This window comes from Zoogloea sp., assembly GCF_028693495.1.
Lineage (GTDB): Bacteria > Pseudomonadota > Gammaproteobacteria > Burkholderiales > Rhodocyclaceae > Zoogloea.
This window is the reverse complement of sequence record NZ_JAQUVG010000022.1, coordinates 1-17,596: the sequence shown is the minus strand read 5'-3', so window position 1 is coordinate 17,596 and position 17,596 is coordinate 1. Positions and strand designations below refer to the sequence as shown.

15 protein-coding genes and 1 pseudogene are annotated in these 17,596 nt (G+C 62.6%); 4 read left to right on the top strand and 12 right to left on the bottom strand.

Annotated features, from left to right (window positions below):
• Nucleotides 1–211: 211 nt before the first annotated feature.
• The 12 genes and pseudogenes from PHD22_RS05735 to PHD22_RS05680 form a co-directional block, all read right to left on the bottom strand.
• Complete coding sequence (locus tag PHD22_RS05735; protein ID WP_299863575.1) at nucleotides 212–586, bottom strand: hypothetical protein; 375 nt, start codon at nucleotides 584–586, stop codon at nucleotides 212–214.
• 2 nt (nucleotides 587–588) lie between these two features.
• Nucleotides 589–873 carry a hypothetical protein gene (locus PHD22_RS05730; protein WP_299863572.1) on the bottom strand — a complete coding sequence of 95 codons (285 nt, stop codon included), beginning with the start codon at nucleotides 871–873 and terminating at the stop codon, nucleotides 589–591.
• 105 nt (nucleotides 874–978) lie between these two features.
• Nucleotides 979–1,344 carry a hypothetical protein gene (locus tag PHD22_RS05725; protein ID WP_299863568.1) on the bottom strand — a complete coding sequence of 122 codons (366 nt, stop codon included), beginning with the start codon at nucleotides 1,342–1,344 and terminating at the stop codon, nucleotides 979–981.
• 19 nt (nucleotides 1,345–1,363) lie between these two features.
• Nucleotides 1,364–1,951, bottom strand: a complete 588-nt coding sequence (locus PHD22_RS05720; protein WP_299863564.1) for a hypothetical protein — start codon at nucleotides 1,949–1,951, stop codon at nucleotides 1,364–1,366.
• 250 nt (nucleotides 1,952–2,201) lie between these two features.
• Nucleotides 2,202–2,627, bottom strand: a pseudogene (gene radC, locus PHD22_RS05715) (DNA repair protein RadC); the annotation flags it as partial.
• Nucleotides 2,628–3,094: 467 nt separating this feature from the next.
• A complete protein-coding gene (locus tag PHD22_RS05710; protein WP_299863561.1) occupies nucleotides 3,095–4,939 on the bottom strand; it encodes a hypothetical protein in 1,845 nt (614 codons plus the stop codon).
• Nucleotides 4,940–5,266: 327 nt separating this feature from the next.
• A complete protein-coding gene (locus PHD22_RS05705) occupies nucleotides 5,267–8,008 on the bottom strand; it encodes a hypothetical protein (RefSeq protein WP_299863558.1) in 2,742 nt (913 codons plus the stop codon).
• An 82-nt stretch (nucleotides 8,009–8,090) separates the two neighbouring features.
• Nucleotides 8,091–8,273, bottom strand: coding sequence for a hypothetical protein (locus PHD22_RS05700; protein WP_299863555.1), 183 nt, complete (start codon nucleotides 8,271–8,273; stop codon nucleotides 8,091–8,093).
• Nucleotides 8,274–8,341: 68 nt separating this feature from the next.
• A complete protein-coding gene (locus PHD22_RS05695; RefSeq protein ID WP_299863552.1) occupies nucleotides 8,342–8,593 on the bottom strand; it encodes a hypothetical protein in 252 nt (83 codons plus the stop codon).
• A 93-nt stretch (nucleotides 8,594–8,686) separates the two neighbouring features.
• A complete protein-coding gene (locus PHD22_RS05690; RefSeq protein WP_299863550.1) occupies nucleotides 8,687–9,709 on the bottom strand; it encodes a hypothetical protein in 1,023 nt (340 codons plus the stop codon).
• Nucleotides 9,710–9,814: 105 nt separating this feature from the next.
• Nucleotides 9,815–10,075 carry a hypothetical protein gene (locus PHD22_RS05685; protein ID WP_299863548.1) on the bottom strand — a complete coding sequence of 87 codons (261 nt, stop codon included), beginning with the start codon at nucleotides 10,073–10,075 and terminating at the stop codon, nucleotides 9,815–9,817.
• A gap of 14 nt (nucleotides 10,076–10,089) precedes the next feature.
• The gene (locus tag PHD22_RS05680) at nucleotides 10,090–10,503 is read right to left on the bottom strand and encodes a hypothetical protein (RefSeq protein ID WP_299863545.1); all 414 of its coding nucleotides are present in this window, start codon (nucleotides 10,501–10,503) and stop codon (nucleotides 10,090–10,092) included.
• 479 nt (nucleotides 10,504–10,982) lie between these two features.
• Here PHD22_RS05680 and PHD22_RS05675 point away from each other — a divergent pair, with 479 nt between their 5' ends.
• Genes PHD22_RS05675 through PHD22_RS05660 form a run of 4 tightly spaced genes read left to right on the top strand, consistent with a single transcriptional unit; the run spans nucleotide 10,983 to nucleotide 17,581 of the window.
• Nucleotides 10,983–14,525: a helicase-related protein gene (locus PHD22_RS05675; RefSeq protein ID WP_299863543.1), complete on the top strand. Its 3,543-nt coding sequence runs from the start codon at nucleotides 10,983–10,985 to the stop codon at nucleotides 14,523–14,525.
• On the top strand, nucleotides 14,522–15,913 hold the full coding sequence (locus PHD22_RS05670) for an AAA family ATPase (RefSeq protein WP_299863540.1): 1,392 nt from the start codon (nucleotides 14,522–14,524) through the stop codon (nucleotides 15,911–15,913). Before PHD22_RS05675 ends, PHD22_RS05670 begins: the two co-directional genes overlap by 4 nt.
• Nucleotide 15,914: 1 nt before the next feature.
• Entirely contained in the window at nucleotides 15,915–16,559 is a 645-nt protein-coding gene (gene ptuB / locus PHD22_RS05665) for a retron Ec78 anti-phage system effector HNH endonuclease PtuB (RefSeq protein WP_299863537.1), read from the top strand.
• The gene (locus tag PHD22_RS05660) at nucleotides 16,556–17,581 is read left to right on the top strand and encodes a DUF1156 domain-containing protein (protein WP_299863534.1); all 1,026 of its coding nucleotides are present in this window, start codon (nucleotides 16,556–16,558) and stop codon (nucleotides 17,579–17,581) included. Before ptuB ends, PHD22_RS05660 begins: the two co-directional genes overlap by 4 nt.
• The last annotated feature ends 15 nt before the right edge of the window (nucleotides 17,582–17,596 follow it).

The following is a 17,596-nucleotide window of genomic DNA, read 5'->3' as shown; positions in this document are numbered from 1 at the left end:
ATGCGGGGCGGCAAGTCGGGAGGGGGGATGGGTGATAAAGCGGGCCGGCAGCTCAGGTCTTACGTCTCCGTCGTCCGCTGGCACGGCGATGGGGACGCACGCTCATAACAGCTTGCAGAGGCTGAGGTGATCGACCGGCGCGGACTCAGGCGCGCCCGGGGCTGCCACGCCCCGGTCCATTACCGGCCGGTTCAGCCGGCTTGGCGGGGCGCTACGCCGTCGTGCTCAGCCAGGCGAGCCCACCAAACTGCACCTCAAGCACCTCGCGGGTATCGACCCGCACGACCGTTGAGGCGCCGAGCCTCAACAGGCGCGCTCGGCCTTCAGCTTCATCGGAAACGAGCACCCACTGCACCGCCCCCTCAAACTCGGCCTGCAGGGCGATGAAGAGCTCCCGCCCAGGCAAGCCATGACGAGCCAGGGTCTGAATCAGGGCCTGCCGCTCGGCGTCCAGACGCGGCAGCCGAGCATCGAACTGGAGGATGCCGGCACGCTCTTCAAAGGCCTCCCGGCGGTTGTCGTCCAGTTGCTCGACCAGGCGGGCGACACCCGCATCAAGCGGAACGGGGTGGTGGCTGGCCAGCATGGTCAGTACTCGCAGGGCAGCAAGAACGTCGTCGCCGACCGGTCGCCTTCAGTGATGAGCCAGACGGTTTGTCCACCTACCGCGTAGCTCGACAGAATCCGGCCCCCCGTTACGATAGCGGCCTCGTTGGCCTGCGCATCATCTGACGAAACCTGCCCCCAGTCTCCGGACAAGTGCCTTGCCAGAAGACGGACCGGGGCCACGTTGTGCTCACGCAGCAGGGCGTCGGCTCCGGGGGTGGCGACGACGTCACCAAACGGAAAACGAAATTCAGTTGCAGCGTTCATTTCAAGCTCCAGAAAGCAAAACGCCCGATGCGGTTAAGGCATCGGGCATCGGGGTTCAAACACGGGTAGAGGCGGGTGGTCATTAGGGCCGGAGCGGCCCACCGGCTAGACCTCCACCTGCTCACTGACGGCATACTCGGCGGCCAGCGCCAGCAGGCGCGGCTCGACGTCCGGGTTGCGTGGCACGAAGAGCGTGACGCCCTCATCCCCGGCACCGAGAAACACGAGTTCGTACCAGCGGGCATGTCGGCCGGCGTACTCGAAGAGCGGCGCGAAGTCAGGATGTCCATACTCGACGCCAGACACAGGGTTACGCAGGAGCTGTGTGCCAAGCGCGGCCTCAACCTCGCCCACACCGTCGTCCGGCGCCATAACGATGAAGAAGCCGATCACGTCCGGGTCATAGCACAGCCCGTCGCAGCGTTCCTCGATGCGCTGGGCGATCAACTGGCGCAGAAAGGCGTCGTCCAAGCCGACGAGGACCGCCAGGTCACGGATGATCTGCATCGTCGCCCTCCGCCGTCTCAGAAGGCGCGACCTCGACCGGGATCAAACGGTTTCCGCCACGCCGGTTCTTCTTCTCGGGTTTGTCCGACTCGGGAACGACCGCACCCCCAGTCACGGCCGCTTGCTCAACCTCGGGCAAGGTGGGCGGGAACAGGAAAGTCTCGGCTTCATCACAGGCCAGCGCGGCGGCTTCAAAGGCCGGCCAGTCACCCGTCTTGAGGTACTTGTGCTTAGCCTCGCTCGGCATCAGCAGCCCGGCGTGGACCAGCACGGCGGCCAGGAAGCCCGCGTTGTTGTTCGACTTGCCGATGAAGGCCACCCGGAAGACCTTCACGCCAAATGGCGTCTCGGCGGGCTGGTCGGCGATGGCTTCCTCGATGTCGTCGAAGGCGACGATCTCGCGGTTGAAGTTGCCACCGCCCTCGTTGGCGAGGATGGTCAGAAAGACCCGGCTGCGGCCAGGGTCGGTGAGCACAGCGTAGCGGATGCCGCTGCTGCCGCTGAGGGTGGGCGCACGCGCTTCGATCACCTTTCGGTACGGTGTCTGGACGATGGTTTCAGGGCTGTTCATGTTCAAGGCTCCAGAAAGAAGAAGCCCCCGGGGTCACGAAGACCACGGGGGCGAAAAGGGAAAGGGGGTAACGAGATTCAGTCGATCGTCAGGCGGACGTCGACCTTTCTTTGGGTCACGACGTAAGCGACCACGGGCACGAGCACGGACACGACCGGCCCGAGTCCCGGCACCGCCGCAAGACCCATGCGGGAAAGCAGAGAAGTAAGCACATTGATCCTCCAGATGGATGAGGTGAAAGACAAGGTCGTCAGATCAGGCCGCGCTCGGCGAAGGACAGCGGCGTCGCGTTGCCGGCGACGATGAAGTGGTCGAGCACGCGTACATCCACAAGGGCCAGCGCCTGCTTGAGCGTTTCGGTGAGCCGGATGTCGGCCTGGCTCGGATCAGGCACACCGGATGGATGGTTGTGGGCGAAGAGAACGGCGGCCGCATTGTGCTCAAGCACCAGCTTGACGATCTCCCTCGGATAGACCGAGGTTTGGGTCAGCGTCCCGCGGAAGAGTTCGCAGTCGGCGATGACCCGGTTCTGGGCGTCGAGCAGGACCACCGCGAAGATTTCATGCGGCAAATCGGCGTAGCGCAGACGCAGCAGGTCGCGCACCTTCTGGGGACTATCGAGCGGGTCACCGAGTTGAACGGATTCACTCAAGGCACGGGTCAGCAACTCCCGGGCGGCGTCGAGAATGCGGACGGCACGGTAATCGGCTTCGGTTTCGCAGACCTGGGGCCGCCGGGCGCACAAGTGAAAGAGTTCCACCAGCGGGCGCCTGGACATAGCCTCGGCGGCCACGTCGCCGATGACGAGGCCGAGCAGGGTCGAGGTGGGCAGGGAACGGATAGCGGGGGTGGGGTCGGACATGCGGGCCTCCATGAAAGCCGATGCCCACGGAGCGCGGCATCGGGAGCGTGGACAAAAGAAAGCCCCGGACACCTTGTGGCGGCCGGGGCTGGCGTGACCCTTGCGGATCACAGGAATGATATGGCGTCGAGTAGTCGGGCCCTTACACTCCCGTGACCTGCATCCTCAACTGCAACGCGAAAAGCGGAGGTCAGTGCTTACGCTGCATCAGCCGGGTACCGATCAATTCCTTAACCTCGTCACTCACCCGACCACACCCTGACGGCCATAACACCCCGACCTCACCCCCTCTTCGAGAGCCTCGGAAGAAGGTACTTTTCAAAAAGCGCGAGCTGTTTCGCCTGACTCGGATACGCCTGTGCGAACTTCTTCTTCGCGTCACCTGGGAGTTCCGCCAAGCGAAGCAGTTCAGACTCCTCAATCACAGCACCTAATGTCCTACGCACATAGTTGCGGAACCGTTCCCGGATGACCTCAATCGGCTCCTCCTTCACTCTTTTAGCCTTGGGCTTTTTTGGCCCTAACTTGATCCGCCTAGCGGCGGCGACTACCCGCGGATCAGCATCTTTTAACAGCATCTCGACAACAGGCTCCGGGCATGCAGGGTTATCAAGCACGATGAGACGCCACTCAAACAGCTCATGCGCAGCGTAGCTCTCGAGAACGTCACGCGGGCATTTAGGATTCCGGACTGCCGCGGCTCGAACCACCGGCACCCTGTCGTCCGCAAGGTTTGCGAGGGCCTCCGCAGGACACCCCGGATGCAAAACGACGGTAATCCTGACGCTCTCGGATGAGTCGCAGGCCAGTCTGGCGAGCGCCTCCCTTGGGCAATCAGAACGCTCAGCGACGGCCACCCTAACGGATTCTGAGGAGTCGCAAGCCAGGGCAGAGAGAACTGCAGGAACGCTGGACCGGTTACCTGCCACGGCTCTGCGCACGTCAGCATCCCCGTGCTTAGAAAGTAGGGCAAGGATCTCCGAAGGGCAGGCGGGGTTTTCGGCAGTACGCAGGACTACTCGGGGAAACGGAGACTGAGCAAGCGCATGAAACTCATCCGTGCTCGCCGCTGCTTGCACGAGGACTAGTGGATTCGACGGATTAGACATCGCCAGATCGGCGAGCTGCGCTACTGCACTAGCCGAACGCGTTTCAGCCTCCCCCGCCACAGAGGCCTCAACAAGTATCCGCGGCGGGCAAGCAGGATTTAACAGCACTGCCTCAGCTGTTTCCATATCTCCCGATCTCCAAAGCTCCTCCAAGATATCCGGAGGGCAATCCGGATGCTCAGCGACACATGGAGGGCAGGACTCCTTGCTATCTTCGAGAAGCGTTCGAAACGCTTCGGGGGACCATCGATGATGCCTCTTGGCCATAGCCCTCAACACGGGGTTGTCTGGGCTCACATAGACAGCCATGGCGAGTGCTTCCGACACGCAATCCCACCGAGCTACGACAGCAGGGATAATTTCATTAGGCGCGTCACACTCCAGCATCGCATCCACCAGCAGCCCCACAGGAAATCTCGGGTTTCTCACGAGAGCAAGGGTTACGCTATCTGGTGACTCCCCACCCACTCTCGCCAAGTAGACAGATTCGAGCACCTCAGAATGCAGACGGTGATTCGAAGCCATGGCAAGAAGTACCGCACGGTTCCCTTTCATTCTGTCCGCGAACTCAGTGAGCTCGCTTCCGAGAGCCTCGCACGACGGATTCGCCAGCATGGCTAAGAGAACGCCTTCATCCTCCTCCCTCCCCAATGCAAACTGCAGAACGTCGGGAGGACACGAAGGATCAGATAGCACGACAGCACGCCTAGCCGGATCGGGGTTGGTAACCTCGTCGTACCACTTGTCAATTCGGCTTTGTTCATCGTAACGGGTCTCCATCAAGATCGAGCCGGAGATGGCACCTGCAATCTTCCTCACTGCCTCAGCGACAGTGCAGGAGAACCACCCTTTCCCTTCAGCCTGATCGGCCAGGGCAGTAGCAACGATCCTCTCCGCCTCCTCGATGTCAGGCACGAGCGCCTCGTAACCCACCTTGTGCGGAAAAGGCAGGCCTCCCTTATCTAACCCCGCCGCGTAAGCGAGGGGGTCCCTCGCCGTAGCGCCGATCTTCACCATCCCCTTCACCGCTTGGTTCGAAATAACGTACAACCAACCCTTCATAGAGCCCTCGCCTACTTTTCTCTCCGCAACTTTACCCAAATACTGCCCCCCTAGCCCGAAACTAGAGACACGTAACCCAAGGGACATACGGGCTCGCGCTTTCGCGCAAGCCCTACCTAGGCCAAGCGGGCGTCGCTCACTGAGCGTCGCCCGCTTGGCAAGTCGCAACAGCCGCCACCCGAGCGCTGGAGGATGACGGCAAGCCTGCCTCACCGCCGTAACAGCCACTCGTCACGCCCGCATCGGTGTAACTCTGTCGTATATCACTCCCCTTCCCGCTACCTACACTGACTCGGCGTCAATCAGGCGCGCATCGACGTCGCCGACGAACCTCGCCACCTCCAGCTCCGGAAAACGCCCACGCAGCACCGCCAGCAGCGCCTTGACCTCGTCATTCAGCCCGACAACCCCTTCACCCAGCTTGGCCCGCTTGGCGTTCTTGAGCTCGGTTTCCGTGGTCGGGTAGCCGGCGTCGGTGAGCCAGGCGGCGATCACGCCATAGGTCTCGGTCTTCTTGAGGCCCCACGCCTCCTGGGCATAGGCACGCAGGAAGGTGCGGCGCAACACACCGACCTCGCCCTCCCGGGTCCGGTGGATACCCGCCCCACCATCAGCCTTCTTGCGCCTGCGCTTGATGGCGCCGCCGGAGAAGTCCGCCCAGTGGGTCCAGTCTTCCAGGGTCTTGAGGCAACGCTCCTCCCGCCAAGCCTTGTTGAAGACGACGCGCACCGCCTCGGCTTCCTCGACGGTGTCCCATGGTTCGGTATCCAGCGCAATGTGTTCGCCTTTGACTGCAGCCCCCTCCCCGACCGTTTGCATGCGCGGGTTAAGCGCCTTGCGCTTCCAGTCGAATTCCAGCCCGAGACGGACCGGCCGCTCGATGCGGAAGACGTCAAGGTCTTCCGTCCATTGCTGGCGCAGGCTCACGAAGGGCCGCATCATTGTCTTCGAGGTGGGCGTGCGGTTCAGGTACAGATCAAGCATGTAGGCGTTCTGCAGCGCCTTGATCATGGGCTTGGTGACCTCCCCTGGCGGCAGGTCGATCTCGGGGATGACGTTGCCCTTGGCGAGGACGAACCGCTTCTCATCCTCGAGCTCCGGGCTCGGGTCGATCAGCCCGGTGAATTGGGCACGGACACGGGCTGAGACGATCTGCCGGGTTCGGTGCTTGACCTCCAGGATCGGTTTGCCGGGCGCTACGCGGGCCGTCGCTGCCTTGAAGCGGCTGGCCAGCGGCCCGCCCTGGTCGATCTCGGCGAGGGGCGCGTCGGTCAGGAAGCCGTCGGTCGTCACGCTGACGAGCGTGCGATGGCGCGGCACGCTGTTCATCAGCTCGGCAATGAGGGCGCGGACAAAGCCCATCGTGAAGCTGAAGAAGACCTCGTTGGTCATCTCGTCGGGCTCCAGCTGCACGCTCTTGAGCGCCCCGGCATCGAACACGTTCTTCGGCTTCAAGCCCATGCCTGTGCGTCCAAAAAGACCATTGCCGCACAGCTTGATGTACTCGTTGTCGAAGCTGCCCTTGGGGTACTGGGCACGCTGGTCGCGAATGGTGGTCACGAAAGGCTCGAAGGGGCGGACGTTCGCGTCCTTCCACGGGTAGATGACGCCGTGGAGGATGCGGATCTCCATGTCCGGGTCGATGTGGAGCGCAGCCTCGATCTCCGGCGCCGTGCAGTAGGAGATACCGCTTCGCACGAAGAACAGGTTCTGGCCCTCCCCTTCGACCGGAAACACAGGGGCGCGGACGTGCGCGCTATGACGGAACTCGACCAACGCAAAACCAAGCACATGGCCGATGAACTGCTTGATATCCAGGCACACGTAGGGGTGCTCGAAGTCCACCAGACCAAGCATAGCGAGCACTGTGGTGTAGGCGCTGGCCAGGTCGATGTCGTACCAGACGCCCACGGGCGTCGGGCCGACGTGGAAGCACTCCCCTCTACCACCGTGGGCCGTCATGGTGACGAAGGCGGCATGAATGGTCCGCATCGGCAGCGGGGCACCTTCGCTGACCGTCCGGACCCGCCCGTTCTCTTCATCCCAGACGCTGACGGACTGCGTCCGCCTACCGAAAACCTCGTTGAACTTGAGGCCGGCGTCCTTCAAGGTCTTCTTGAAGAGGCTGACTGACACACCACTGTTCGTGAGCGGGAGCTTGGGCTTACCGAGCAGGCGGGCGATGCTCTCCTTGAGACGGCACAGGAAATACACGGCGATCAGGGCGTCCTGGGCGGCGTACTCGGCATAGAGAACCGGGTCGTCGATCAAGAGCTGCGGCATGTTCTCGATGGCGCCCGGCGGCAGTTCGATCTTCTGTTGGCCGAGCAGCACGCCCACTTCGGCGAGGTTTGTACCGACCGGGGTGTGGCGCACCAGATCGACGAAGCGGACCTGCAACACCCGACCACGGCCCTCATCATCAACGATGAAGCGCCGAGAGCGGGTTAGGCGCTCGATGTCCTGGGGCTCGATGTGGGCGTCGAAGGCGATGCCTTCACCCCGCGTGCCGACGCTGCCGCCGACGCTATCGAGCTGGGTCTTGAAGCGCGCCAGGTCGGAGAACGCGGTCAGATCAGCCCGCAGAAAGAAGGCCGACACGGTCACGCTCTTCGGCCATTCGAGGATGACACCCGCCTCCATGGCCATCAGGATGACCTCGGTGAGGAGCTTGGCAAACTTGGGCCGGTCATCCTTCCGCCCGCCCTTGACGTAGTGGATGTGGGCGAACTCGCCGCATTCACCGACGACATGGAACTGGATGCTCGTGACCAGATTGCTCTGGGTGGCAGGGTCATGACCCCACTCGGCATCCAGTCCAATGAGCACTTCCGGACCGGTCCCTTCGAGCAGGACGCCCGGCGGGGCGGAGGACAGGATCTGGAGCTCGTTGAGCTGGATCTGGCGCTCACGCTCCAGCATCTTGAGGGGATCGAAAACGATATCGGAAACGGATGGCGTGTAGGGGACGATCGCCGGCGGGTCATCGGCCGGTGTCGTGGCATTCAACACATTGGGACTCATGCAGGCACTCCTGCGCAATAAAAAGGGCATGGCGTTGTCGCCATGCCCGCAAGCTGTGGAGGGAAGGTTCCGGATCAAAGGATCATTCTTCGAAGATCCGGGAGAGGGGGAGATCGCACCAGTCGTCGGCCACGGCAATCCATTCGGCATCCATGCCGATAAAAACCACGCCGCCGGGCGGCAAGCCGCCAGACGGGGTATCGCGTGTATCGAACTGCTCGGACCGACCCCCCGCGGGATCGAACTGGAAGGAGGGTTCAGTCATCACACATCTCCAATCGAGGATCGAAACGGGGACCGCGCACAGGCCATCCCCATGACACATGCACCTACTCAAGCGGCGAGCACCGTCCAGTCGGGGTCAGGCGCGTTACGGGGGTCCTGCATGACACGAATGAACTCGTCGCGGATGTACTTGAGCTTGTCCAGATCAGGCCATTTGTCGTAGTAGCCAATGATCCGCAGCCCTTCCTTCAGGACGGCCACACGCTCTTGGATGATGCTGGCGCTGCAGCGATCGTTGAGGGAGATATAGTCCCCATTGGGGTCGATGATTTGGCGGGTGAAACGACGGCTCTTGCTCATGATGAGGCTCCTGGTGGTTGAAAGATCCGGCTCAAGGCCGGGATTTCAGGATGCCTGACCGTGAAATCACGCTAGGAAGCCAAGCCCGTGACATTACCCCGCCTTAGCTTCCCCCCCGTCGACAACGACATGCCGCGCCAGAGCACTATCCAACCAGGGGAATACCGCATACGCAGGGCGCCGGGGATCGTCCTCCTGGTCGCGGGGGAGCCCGACATTCACGAAGTTGCGCATCTGCGCCTGGGATTCGAGATGGGCTTCACCGGTCTTGATCTGCTCCCGCAGCCACTTGGACAAGGCCGAGGGCAATTCGGCCCCCATGCCCGCCAGCAACTCTTCCAGCATCGACGCAGGACACTGCCCGAAGCACAACAAGCACAGGTCGACCAACTCAACCGCAACGGCCTGCCGTAGGCCACGCCCGTCATCGGGGTGGTAGCGCTGGAACGGGTGCAGTCCCGGCGCCTCCTTCACGACAAACTCGAAGGACTGGCGCACCCCGTCCAACATCTGCATCAAGTGCGGAACCGCGGCGAGATCCTGGGGCGACAGGTGGCGACGCAGGTAACGGTCGGCCATGAGCTTATCCAGCTCTGATCGGAGCTCAACCTGCAGCTTGGCGACACGCTCCACATCGGCCTTCGTGGTCGTGTGGGGATTCCAGGTGTTCCAGTGGAAGCGCGCCGACAGCATCGCGTACTCGCCGAAGAAGCGCAGGTCGCGCTCCCGCTCCTGGTACTCACGAATCGTATGCCACGCGTTCAGCCCCTGCTCGTCACCGCCGAGCGCATCCTGGCCGACCTTGAAATCCCGCCGCGCCGCCCAGACCGTGCCATCCAGACGGAGCTGACGGACCTTAAGCAACCAGGCGCCGACCGCCCCTTGCCGCAGCAACACAAGGCCCCCATCGATGTATCCACGTACATCCGGAGTGTAGAGGCCCGCTTCCCTCGGGACGGTAGTCACCTGGACAACCCCGTCCTTAACCACGTCCCGAACAACCGGACGACCGCGGCGGGCGTGAGCGATGTCGATCAGGCACTGCAGGTAAGCCTGCTCGAACGCGAGGAACTCGGACCACGCAGGGTACTCCAGCGCCTTCAATTCCTTGGACACAATCTCAACCTCCACAAAAACAAAATCCCGGAACGGCATCACACCGTTCCGGGCCGACAACGATCAGCGCTTGCTAAGCAAGACTGAACGAATCATCACACTGCCTCAACCCTCAGCGCCAAAGAGCGGGCACCAGTCGGGAGCCGGAGCATGGAAGGGGTCCAGCAGGACGGCGATGAGTTCGTCCCGGATGAACACGAGTTCATCACACGCCCACCCTTCGTAGAAGCCGAGGATGAAGTTCCCTTCACGTACGACGACGGCCGGGACATCAAGCTCGAGATGAACCCTACAGTTCTGGTTGAGAGCGATGAGATCCCCGTTCGGATCTACGATTTGACGGCTGAAGACTTGGCAATAGCTCATGGTCACGCTCCGGCTCAGTGGGCGACGCGGACAGACGGACGCAGCGCATCGATCATCTCCCCGGGGAAATCGGGCATCGACGGAAGCTGCTCAAAGTCGATCTCGGCGCAGATGAGCGCCTCGGTATCAGGATCATTCCGGGCAGCGATGGCCTTGGCAATCTTCCTTACCGCCTTCTCCCGCATGTCCGCCACACTCTCCGCATAACCTTGGTCGGCAGCCAGCATCTTGAGGAGCTGGACGACCATCAAGAAGTAGTCATTGTCTTCGACGACCCACTGCTGGAATTCTTCATCCTCAAGGCTAAGGAAGCCTGCGGCCGTCCCTACTGCGCGCAGGCTCCACAGGAGCGAATTGCGGCACCCCTCGATATCGTCCTCACTGACGACGGCGACGGGCTCATCTGTGGTGTTCGGTTTCCGTTTCATGCTGGGGACCTCTCTCCCGACGATCTCGGGTATCCGTGACGGGGGTCCGCCCACCGGACCGCCTCGACCAGTAAGATCCCACGCAGGAGCGACATCGAAACCAAGCTAAGCCCCTTTGAGACGAGGTGCTTAGGTTCCCGGGAGGTGAAGCAGTGACGACGCGTCGAGGGGCGACGCGTGAGAGGGATAGACATACGCCCGTGCGCCGGGCGCGCACGGGCTACGTAGGCCAAGCGCGCGCCGCTCGTTGAGCGTCGCCCGCTTGGCGTGGTGTTGTCGCAGTTGCGGCAGGACCCGCTGCCGCAGGCATCAGGGCTACCGGCCGGGCGGCAGGCGTTGGTGTAACTTGGTCGTCTACCACTCCCCTTCCCGAGGCTTACACCTTCGTTGGCCGAAGCCAGAGTCGAGGTTTTTCGCCTCATCCTTCATAATCCGCAATCCTGCTCGTCGAGTCGCCGCCCGCCTGCCCGCTCACATTCATGCTCAAACTCGAAGACATCAAGAAGAACGCCGCCGTCGCAGGTCTGGAGCCTGGGCAGGTGGTCCGCATCGTCACCACCGAGCCGGTTGGTGACAATGCCCTGACGGTCTACTACAAGACTCCGGACGGCGAGGTCCGCGAGCGCATGTTATTCCGCACGGACGAGGTCAACCTGTCACTGGCCGAAGCCGGGCGGCCTTGGGCGTTCGACGCCCCTGGCGAAGACTTCAAGCTCGCCGCCGAGGCCTGGCGGATCGATCTCGCGCACTTGTTCGACCCGATGATGGCGGTGCACACCTCCAACGTCGAGCCGCTGCCGCACCAGATCACCGCGGTCTATGAGTCGATGTTGCCACGTCAGCCACTGCGCTACGTGCTGGCTGACGACCCGGGCGCAGGCAAGACCATCATGGCGGGGCTCTTCATCCGCGAGCTGCTGATGCGCGCCGACGCCAGGCGTGTGCTGATCGTCGCGCCCGGCAGCCTGGTCGAGCAGTGGCAGGACGAAATGTTCGAGAAGTTCGGCCTGTCGTTCTCGCTGTTCTCGCGCGAGCAGGTTGAGCAGTCGCGTAGCGGCAACCCCTTTGACGACATCGATCTGCTGGTCGCCCGGGTCGATCAGCTGGCTCGTGCAGAAGACCTGCAGGAAAAGTTGCGCCTGTCCCACTGGGATTTGGTGGTGGTCGACGAAGCGCACAAGCTCTCGGCCAACTACTTCGGAAACAAGATCAACAAGACCAAGCGCTTTCAGCTGGGGGAGCTGCTGGGGTCGATCACCCGCCACTTCCTACTGATGACGGCGACTCCGCACAACGGCAAGGAGGAGGATTTTCAGCTCTTCTTGTCGCTGCTCGACGCGGATCGCTTCTACGGCAAATTCAGGGACGGAGCGCACAAGGTCGACGTCACCGACCTGATGCGCCGCATGGTCAAGGAAGACCTGCTCAAGTTTGACGGCACGCCGCTCTTTCCTGAGCGCCGCGCCTACACGGTCAATTACAAGCTCTCCGAACTCGAAGCCAATTTGTACGGTTCGGTCACCGACTATGTGAAGGAGCAGTTCAACCTCGCCGACAAGCTGGCCGACGGCGGTCGCAAGGGCACGGTGGGGTTTGCGCTCACCTCACTCCAACGCCGGCTGGCCTCCAGCCCCGAAGCGATCTACCAGTCGCTCAAGCGCCGGCGCAACAAGCTCAAGCGCCGGGTCGAAGAGGAAAAGCTTCGGCAGAGGGGCCAGTCCCTGGCCGAAACGCTCAACAGCACCAACGGCCTGCCCGAGGATGTGTGGGAATCGGCCGACGCCCTCTCGCCCGAGGACTACGAGAACTTCGAGGAAGCGGTTGTCGACCAAGCGACCGCCGCCCAGACCATTCATGAACTGGAAGCTGAGATCATCATCCTCGAAGGGCTTGAGGAGCAGGCCCGCCAGGTGGTGCACTCTGGCCAGGACCGCAAGTGGGACGAACTCTCGCGCCTGCTGCAGGACACGCCCGAGATGCACGACGCCGACGGGCATCAGCGCAAGCTCATCCTCTTCACCGAGCACCGCGACACACTCAACTACCTCGCAGTGAAGATCCGTGGGCTCATCGGTAGCGAGGAAGCCGTGGTGATGATCCACGGCGGGGTCAAGCGCGAGGAGCGCCGCAAGGTTCAGGAGCTGTTCCGCAACGACCCTAAGGTGCGCGTGCTGCTGGCCACCGACGCAGCGGGCGAAGGCGTGAACCTGCAGAACGCCAACCTGATGGTCAATTACGACCTGCCCTGGAACCCCAACCGCCTGGAGCAGCGCTTCGGTCGCATCCACCGGATCGGTCAAACCGAGGTCTGCCACCTGTGGAACTTGGTTGCAGCCGAGACCCGCGAAGGCGACGTTTTCCAGCGCCTGTTCGAGAAACTCGAGGTGGAACGCGAGGCCCTCGGTGGCCGGGTGTTCGACATCCTGGGCGAGGTTTTTGAGGACGCCAGCCTCAAGGACCTGCTAATCGAGGCCATCCGCTACGGTGCCGATCCGACGGTGCGTGCGCGCCTGCTGACCAAGATCGAAGGCGCCCTCGATACCCGGCACCTCGAAACAATCATCAAGCGTAATGCGCTGTGCGAAGAAGTGATGGACGAGAAACGTCTCTTCGCAGTGAAGGAAGAGATGGAGAAGGCCGAAGCCCGCAAGCTGCAGCCCTTTTTTATCCGCGCCTTCTTCAACCAGGCCTTCCAGCAGCTGGGTGGCGAGTTGCGTCCGCGTGAAGCCGGCCGCTTCGAGATCCCCAACGTACCCGCTCTGATCCGCGAGCGCGACCGTCGCATGTCCGGCCGTGATCGTCGCAACGCCGACCCAGTGCTGCGTCGCTACGAGCGCGTCTGCTTCGAGAAGCAGTATGTACGCCTCACCGACCGTGTCGGTGCGCCGATGGCCAGCCTGCTGCACCCCGGCCACCCGCTGATGCAGTCAGTGACCGACCTCATGCTCGAAGCGCATCGCAACAAGCTTAAGCAAGGTGCGGTGCTGGTCGATCCGAGCGACCTGGGTGTCACGCCCAAGGTGCTCTTCATCGTGGATCACGCGGTCAAGGAAGGCGGCGATCCGAACCGCATCGCCTCGCGACGCATGCAGTTCGTCGAGTTGGACCCACAGGGCCAGGCGATCAATGCTGGCTGGGCGCCGCACCTCGATCTGGAGCCCATCCCACCCACCGACCTAGCCCTGATTCCGGACGTGCTCGCCGCGCCCTGGATCGCGCAGGACCTCGAACGCCTTGCCCTGGCCCACGCCTCGCGCGAACTGGTGCCCGCTCATTTCGACGAGGTTCGCTCCCGCCGTGAGAAGGCAGTCGACAAGACCCTGGCCGCCGTCCATGAGCGGCTGGTGAAGGAGATCAACTTCTGGTCCGACCGCTACATCAAGCTGCAGGACGACCTGGCCGCCGGCAAGGACGTGCGTCTAACCCTTGAAAACGTGCGCCGCACCATTGACGACCTCACCGCCCGCCGCGCCTCGCGCGAGAAGGAATTGTTGGCGATGCGGCACGTTGTTTCCGCGACGCCCGTCGTGCTGGGAGGCGCATTGGTGATTCCCGCGGGCCTCTTGATGCAGAGGAAGGGCGTGTCGCAGGAGGCCGGTGGCTGGTCGGCCGACACCGAAGCGCGTGCCCGTATCGAGCGCACCGCGATGCAGGCGGTGATCGACGCCGAGCGTGCGCTGGGCCACGAGGTGATCGACGTTTCGGCACAGAAATGCGGCTGGGACGTAACCAGCATTCCGCAGGCCTTCGACGGCCGCATCCCACCCTCGCGCCACATCGAGGTCAAGGGCCGGGCCAAGGGCGCCACTACCGTCACCGTCACCCGCAACGAGATCCTCTACGGGCTCAACCAGGCCGATAAATTCATCCTGGCGGTCGTGCTGGTCGATGGCGATGATGTCGAAGGCCCACGCTACATTCAACGCCCTTTCACTCAGGAGCCAGACTGGGCGGTGACCAGCATCAACCTCGATTTGGGCCAGTTGCTGGCTAGATCGAACCCTCCAGCAGACACCTTATGAAACTCGAACGATTACACCTCAAGAACTTCCGGTGCTTCGATGACCTCACGCTGGAGTTTGGCAAACGTCTCACCGTCATCATCGCCGAGAACGGCGCGGGAAAGACGGCGCTTCTGGACGCCATCGCAATTGGCTTTGGTCGCTATCTCACCAAATTACCAGGCATCGCAGGTCGAACTGCCAAAGAGACCGACCTGCGCGTTTCTTCCGGAGAGCGCCGCGAGCCATTCATGCTTCTGGCTTGGGAAGCGCGCACCTACGAGGACAAGCCTATCGTCTGGGCGCTTGGGCGTAGGCGCGACGCCGCGGTGACTGCTGCCACGATCCGACAACAACTCGCGGAGTCACAACGGGCCTTGCTGGCACGTGGCCTGAAGGAGGTTGACGAATTCACGCTGAGCTTGGTCCAGGCGGAAGCAGATCAGCGGGCGTATTTGCTTCCCATCATCGCCTACTACGGCACCAATCGCGCCATCCGGGAAGAAGTTCAACGTCGCCGTGGCTTCAAGAAGAACTTTTCCAGATTCGACGCGCTCGCCGGCGCTCTGGACCCGGACTCCCGCTTCCGTTCAGCCTTCGAGTGGTTCAATGCGATGGAGGACGTGGAGCGGCGCGAGCGTGAGGCTCGGCGCGATTTCGATTACCGCCACCCTGAATTGCAGACCGTCAGGACGGCCATCGAGCGTCTGTTGCCGGGCCACAAGAACCCGCGCACAGAAATTCGCCCGCTGCGTTTTGTGATCGACAAAATCATGCCCGACGGCCAAATGCGCACCTTGCGCGTCAGCCAGTTGAGTGACGGCTATCGTGTCGTCCTGGGCTTGACCATGGACCTGGCCCGGCGGATGGCGCAGGCCAATAGTCGCCTTGCTCCTCAGGGCAATCAGATAGTGAACCCTTTGGATCTGCCCGCTATCGCGTTGATCGACGAGGTGGATCTGCATTTGCACCCAAGCTGGCAGCAAAGGATCGTCACCGATCTGATGCAGACCTTCACCAACACCCAATTCATCCTCACCACCCACAGCCCGCAGGTGCTCAGCACTGTCAAGCGCGAGAACATACGCATCCTTGGCGCGGACTCGACTGGCCGGATGGTCGCGCAGCCACCACTTTCCATGACCCGCGGCGTGTCCAGCGCTGACTTGCTCGCCCGGATCATGAACGTGGACCCCGTACCCGACGTTCCGGAAGCCCGGATGCTGGCCGACTACCAGGCGCTGATTCAGCAGAATCTGCACGACCACGATGACGGCCAGGCGCTGCGTGCGCAGTTGGTCAAGCACTTTGGCGCAGACCACCCGGTCATGCGCGAGTGCGATCGTCTGATCCGCCTTCAGGGCTTCAAGCAGCGTTTGCCCCAAACACATCGTAGCGCGGAGGGCTGACGTGCACCGTCTCCATCGCGACCCTGTGCCGCCTAACGGCCTGAGCCAATACCAGCATGGCAAAGACTCGTGGTCGAATACCTGCCCAACCGTGGCCGAGCGCGCCGCAATCTGGGGCAAACTCAACGCAATGCAGGGCGACCGCTGCGCCTACTGTGAAGGCCCGATGGGCGAAGACAATCGTCATGTCGAGCACTTCCGCCAGCGCAGCCGCTACCCGCAGGGCACCTTCGAGTGGCCCAACCTGTTCGGCTCGTGCAACCGACCGGGCACCTGTGGTGACCACAAGGACAAGTGCGGCGCCTACCCGCACCAAGATCTGATCAAACCGGATGTGGAAGACCCGGAAACCCTCCTTGTCTTCACGCCAAACGGAACCATCCGCCCACGGGCGAACCTGCAGCCACACGACCAGCATCGCGCCAAAGAAACCATCCGCATCCTGGGCCTCGATGGGGCACTGAACCAGATCCGGCGCTCCGAGGTGGCCGGCTACATCCAGACTGCCGAAGCCTTCGCCGAGATGGCCGAGACGTTCAGCGAGGACGAGTGGCTCCCGCTGCTGCAGGAAGAAATCCAGAATACTGCACACCTGCCCTTTGCGACCGCCATCCGGCATGTGCTGACACGACAAAGTGAAACATGATGATCCCCATCAAAACCCCCAAGAAACTCATCGAAGTCGCCCTCCCGCTCGACGCCATCAACGTCGCCGCGGCGCGCGAGAAGTCGATCCGCCACGGCCACCCCAGCACCTTGCACCTGTGGTGGGCACGTCGCCCGTTGGCTGCTGCGCGGGCGGTGATCTTTGCGCAGATGGTCAATGACCCCGGCTACGAGCGCCACCTGGGGCGGGGAGTGAACAAGGAAAAGGCTGCCATCGAGCGTGAGCGCCTGTTCAAGATCATCGAAGACCTCGTGCTGTGGGAGAACACCAACAACGAGGAGGTGCTCGCCCGCGCCCGGGAGGAGATCTGGAAGAGCTGGCGCGAGACCTGCGCTCTCAACAAGGGCCATCCGCAGGCGGCCGAGCTCTTCAACCCGGACAAACTACCCGCCTTCCACGATCCCTTCGCGGGCGGGGGCGCGCTGCCGCTGGAGGCGCAGCGCCTGGGGCTGGAGAGCTACGCCAGCGACCTCAACCCGGTGGCGGTGACCATCAACAAGGCGATGATCGAGATCCCGCCGCGCTTTGCTGGCCGTGCGCCGGTGGGGCCGCGCATCCCCGGCGACAAGCAGGGCAAGCTGACCGAAGACTGGTCCGGCGCCAAGGGGCTGGCCGAGGACGTGCGCCGCTACGGCGCCTGGATGCGGGCGGAGGCGGAAAAGCGCATCGGCCACCTGTACCCGAAGATCGAGGTCACTGCTGAGATGGTCGCCGAGCGTCCGGACCTGAAGCCGCTGCTCGGGCAGAAGCTCACCGTGATCGCATGGCTGTGGGCGCGCACGGTGAAGAGCCCTAACCCCGCCTTCAGCCATGTCGAGGTTCCTCTCGTAACCACCTACGTTATTTCCAGCAAACCGGGGAACGGCGCTTACATTGAGCCAATCATAGACTGGGCGGTTTCAAGTCTGAAGTGCAACACTGGGTTGAAAGTTCATGATTTCCCTCGCAAAGACCTCCGCTGGTGTTTCAAAGTCGAGGCATTTGCGCGGGCGGTTGTTTAATTGTCGGGCAATGGC

Excerpts from the sequence above, each read along its gene's own strand:
- PHD22_RS05735 (WP_299863575.1), bottom strand. The coding sequence starts at position 586 with ATGCTGGCCAGCCACCACCCCGTTCCGCTTGATGCGGGTGTCGCCCGC.
- PHD22_RS05730 (WP_299863572.1), bottom strand. The coding sequence starts at position 873 with ATGAACGCTGCAACTGAATTTCGTTTTCCGTTTGGTGACGTCGTCGCC.
- PHD22_RS05720 (WP_299863564.1), bottom strand. The coding sequence starts at position 1,951 with ATGAACAGCCCTGAAACCATCGTCCAGACACCGTACCGAAAGGTGATC.
- PHD22_RS05710 (WP_299863561.1), bottom strand. The coding sequence starts at position 4,939 with ATGGTGAAGATCGGCGCTACGGCGAGGGACCCCCTCGCTTACGCGGCG.
- PHD22_RS05705 (WP_299863558.1), bottom strand. The coding sequence starts at position 8,008 with ATGAGTCCCAATGTGTTGAATGCCACGACACCGGCCGATGACCCGCCG.
- PHD22_RS05700 (WP_299863555.1), bottom strand. The coding sequence starts at position 8,273 with ATGACTGAACCCTCCTTCCAGTTCGATCCCGCGGGGGGTCGGTCCGAG.
- PHD22_RS05695 (WP_299863552.1), bottom strand. The coding sequence starts at position 8,593 with ATGAGCAAGAGCCGTCGTTTCACCCGCCAAATCATCGACCCCAATGGG.
- PHD22_RS05685 (WP_299863548.1), bottom strand. The coding sequence starts at position 10,075 with ATGAGCTATTGCCAAGTCTTCAGCCGTCAAATCGTAGATCCGAACGGG.
- PHD22_RS05680 (WP_299863545.1), bottom strand. The coding sequence starts at position 10,503 with ATGAAACGGAAACCGAACACCACAGATGAGCCCGTCGCCGTCGTCAGT.
- PHD22_RS05675 (WP_299863543.1), top strand. The coding sequence starts at position 10,983 with ATGCTCAAACTCGAAGACATCAAGAAGAACGCCGCCGTCGCAGGTCTG.
- PHD22_RS05670 (WP_299863540.1), top strand. The coding sequence starts at position 14,522 with ATGAAACTCGAACGATTACACCTCAAGAACTTCCGGTGCTTCGATGAC.
- PHD22_RS05660 (WP_299863534.1), top strand. The coding sequence starts at position 16,556 with ATGATGATCCCCATCAAAACCCCCAAGAAACTCATCGAAGTCGCCCTC.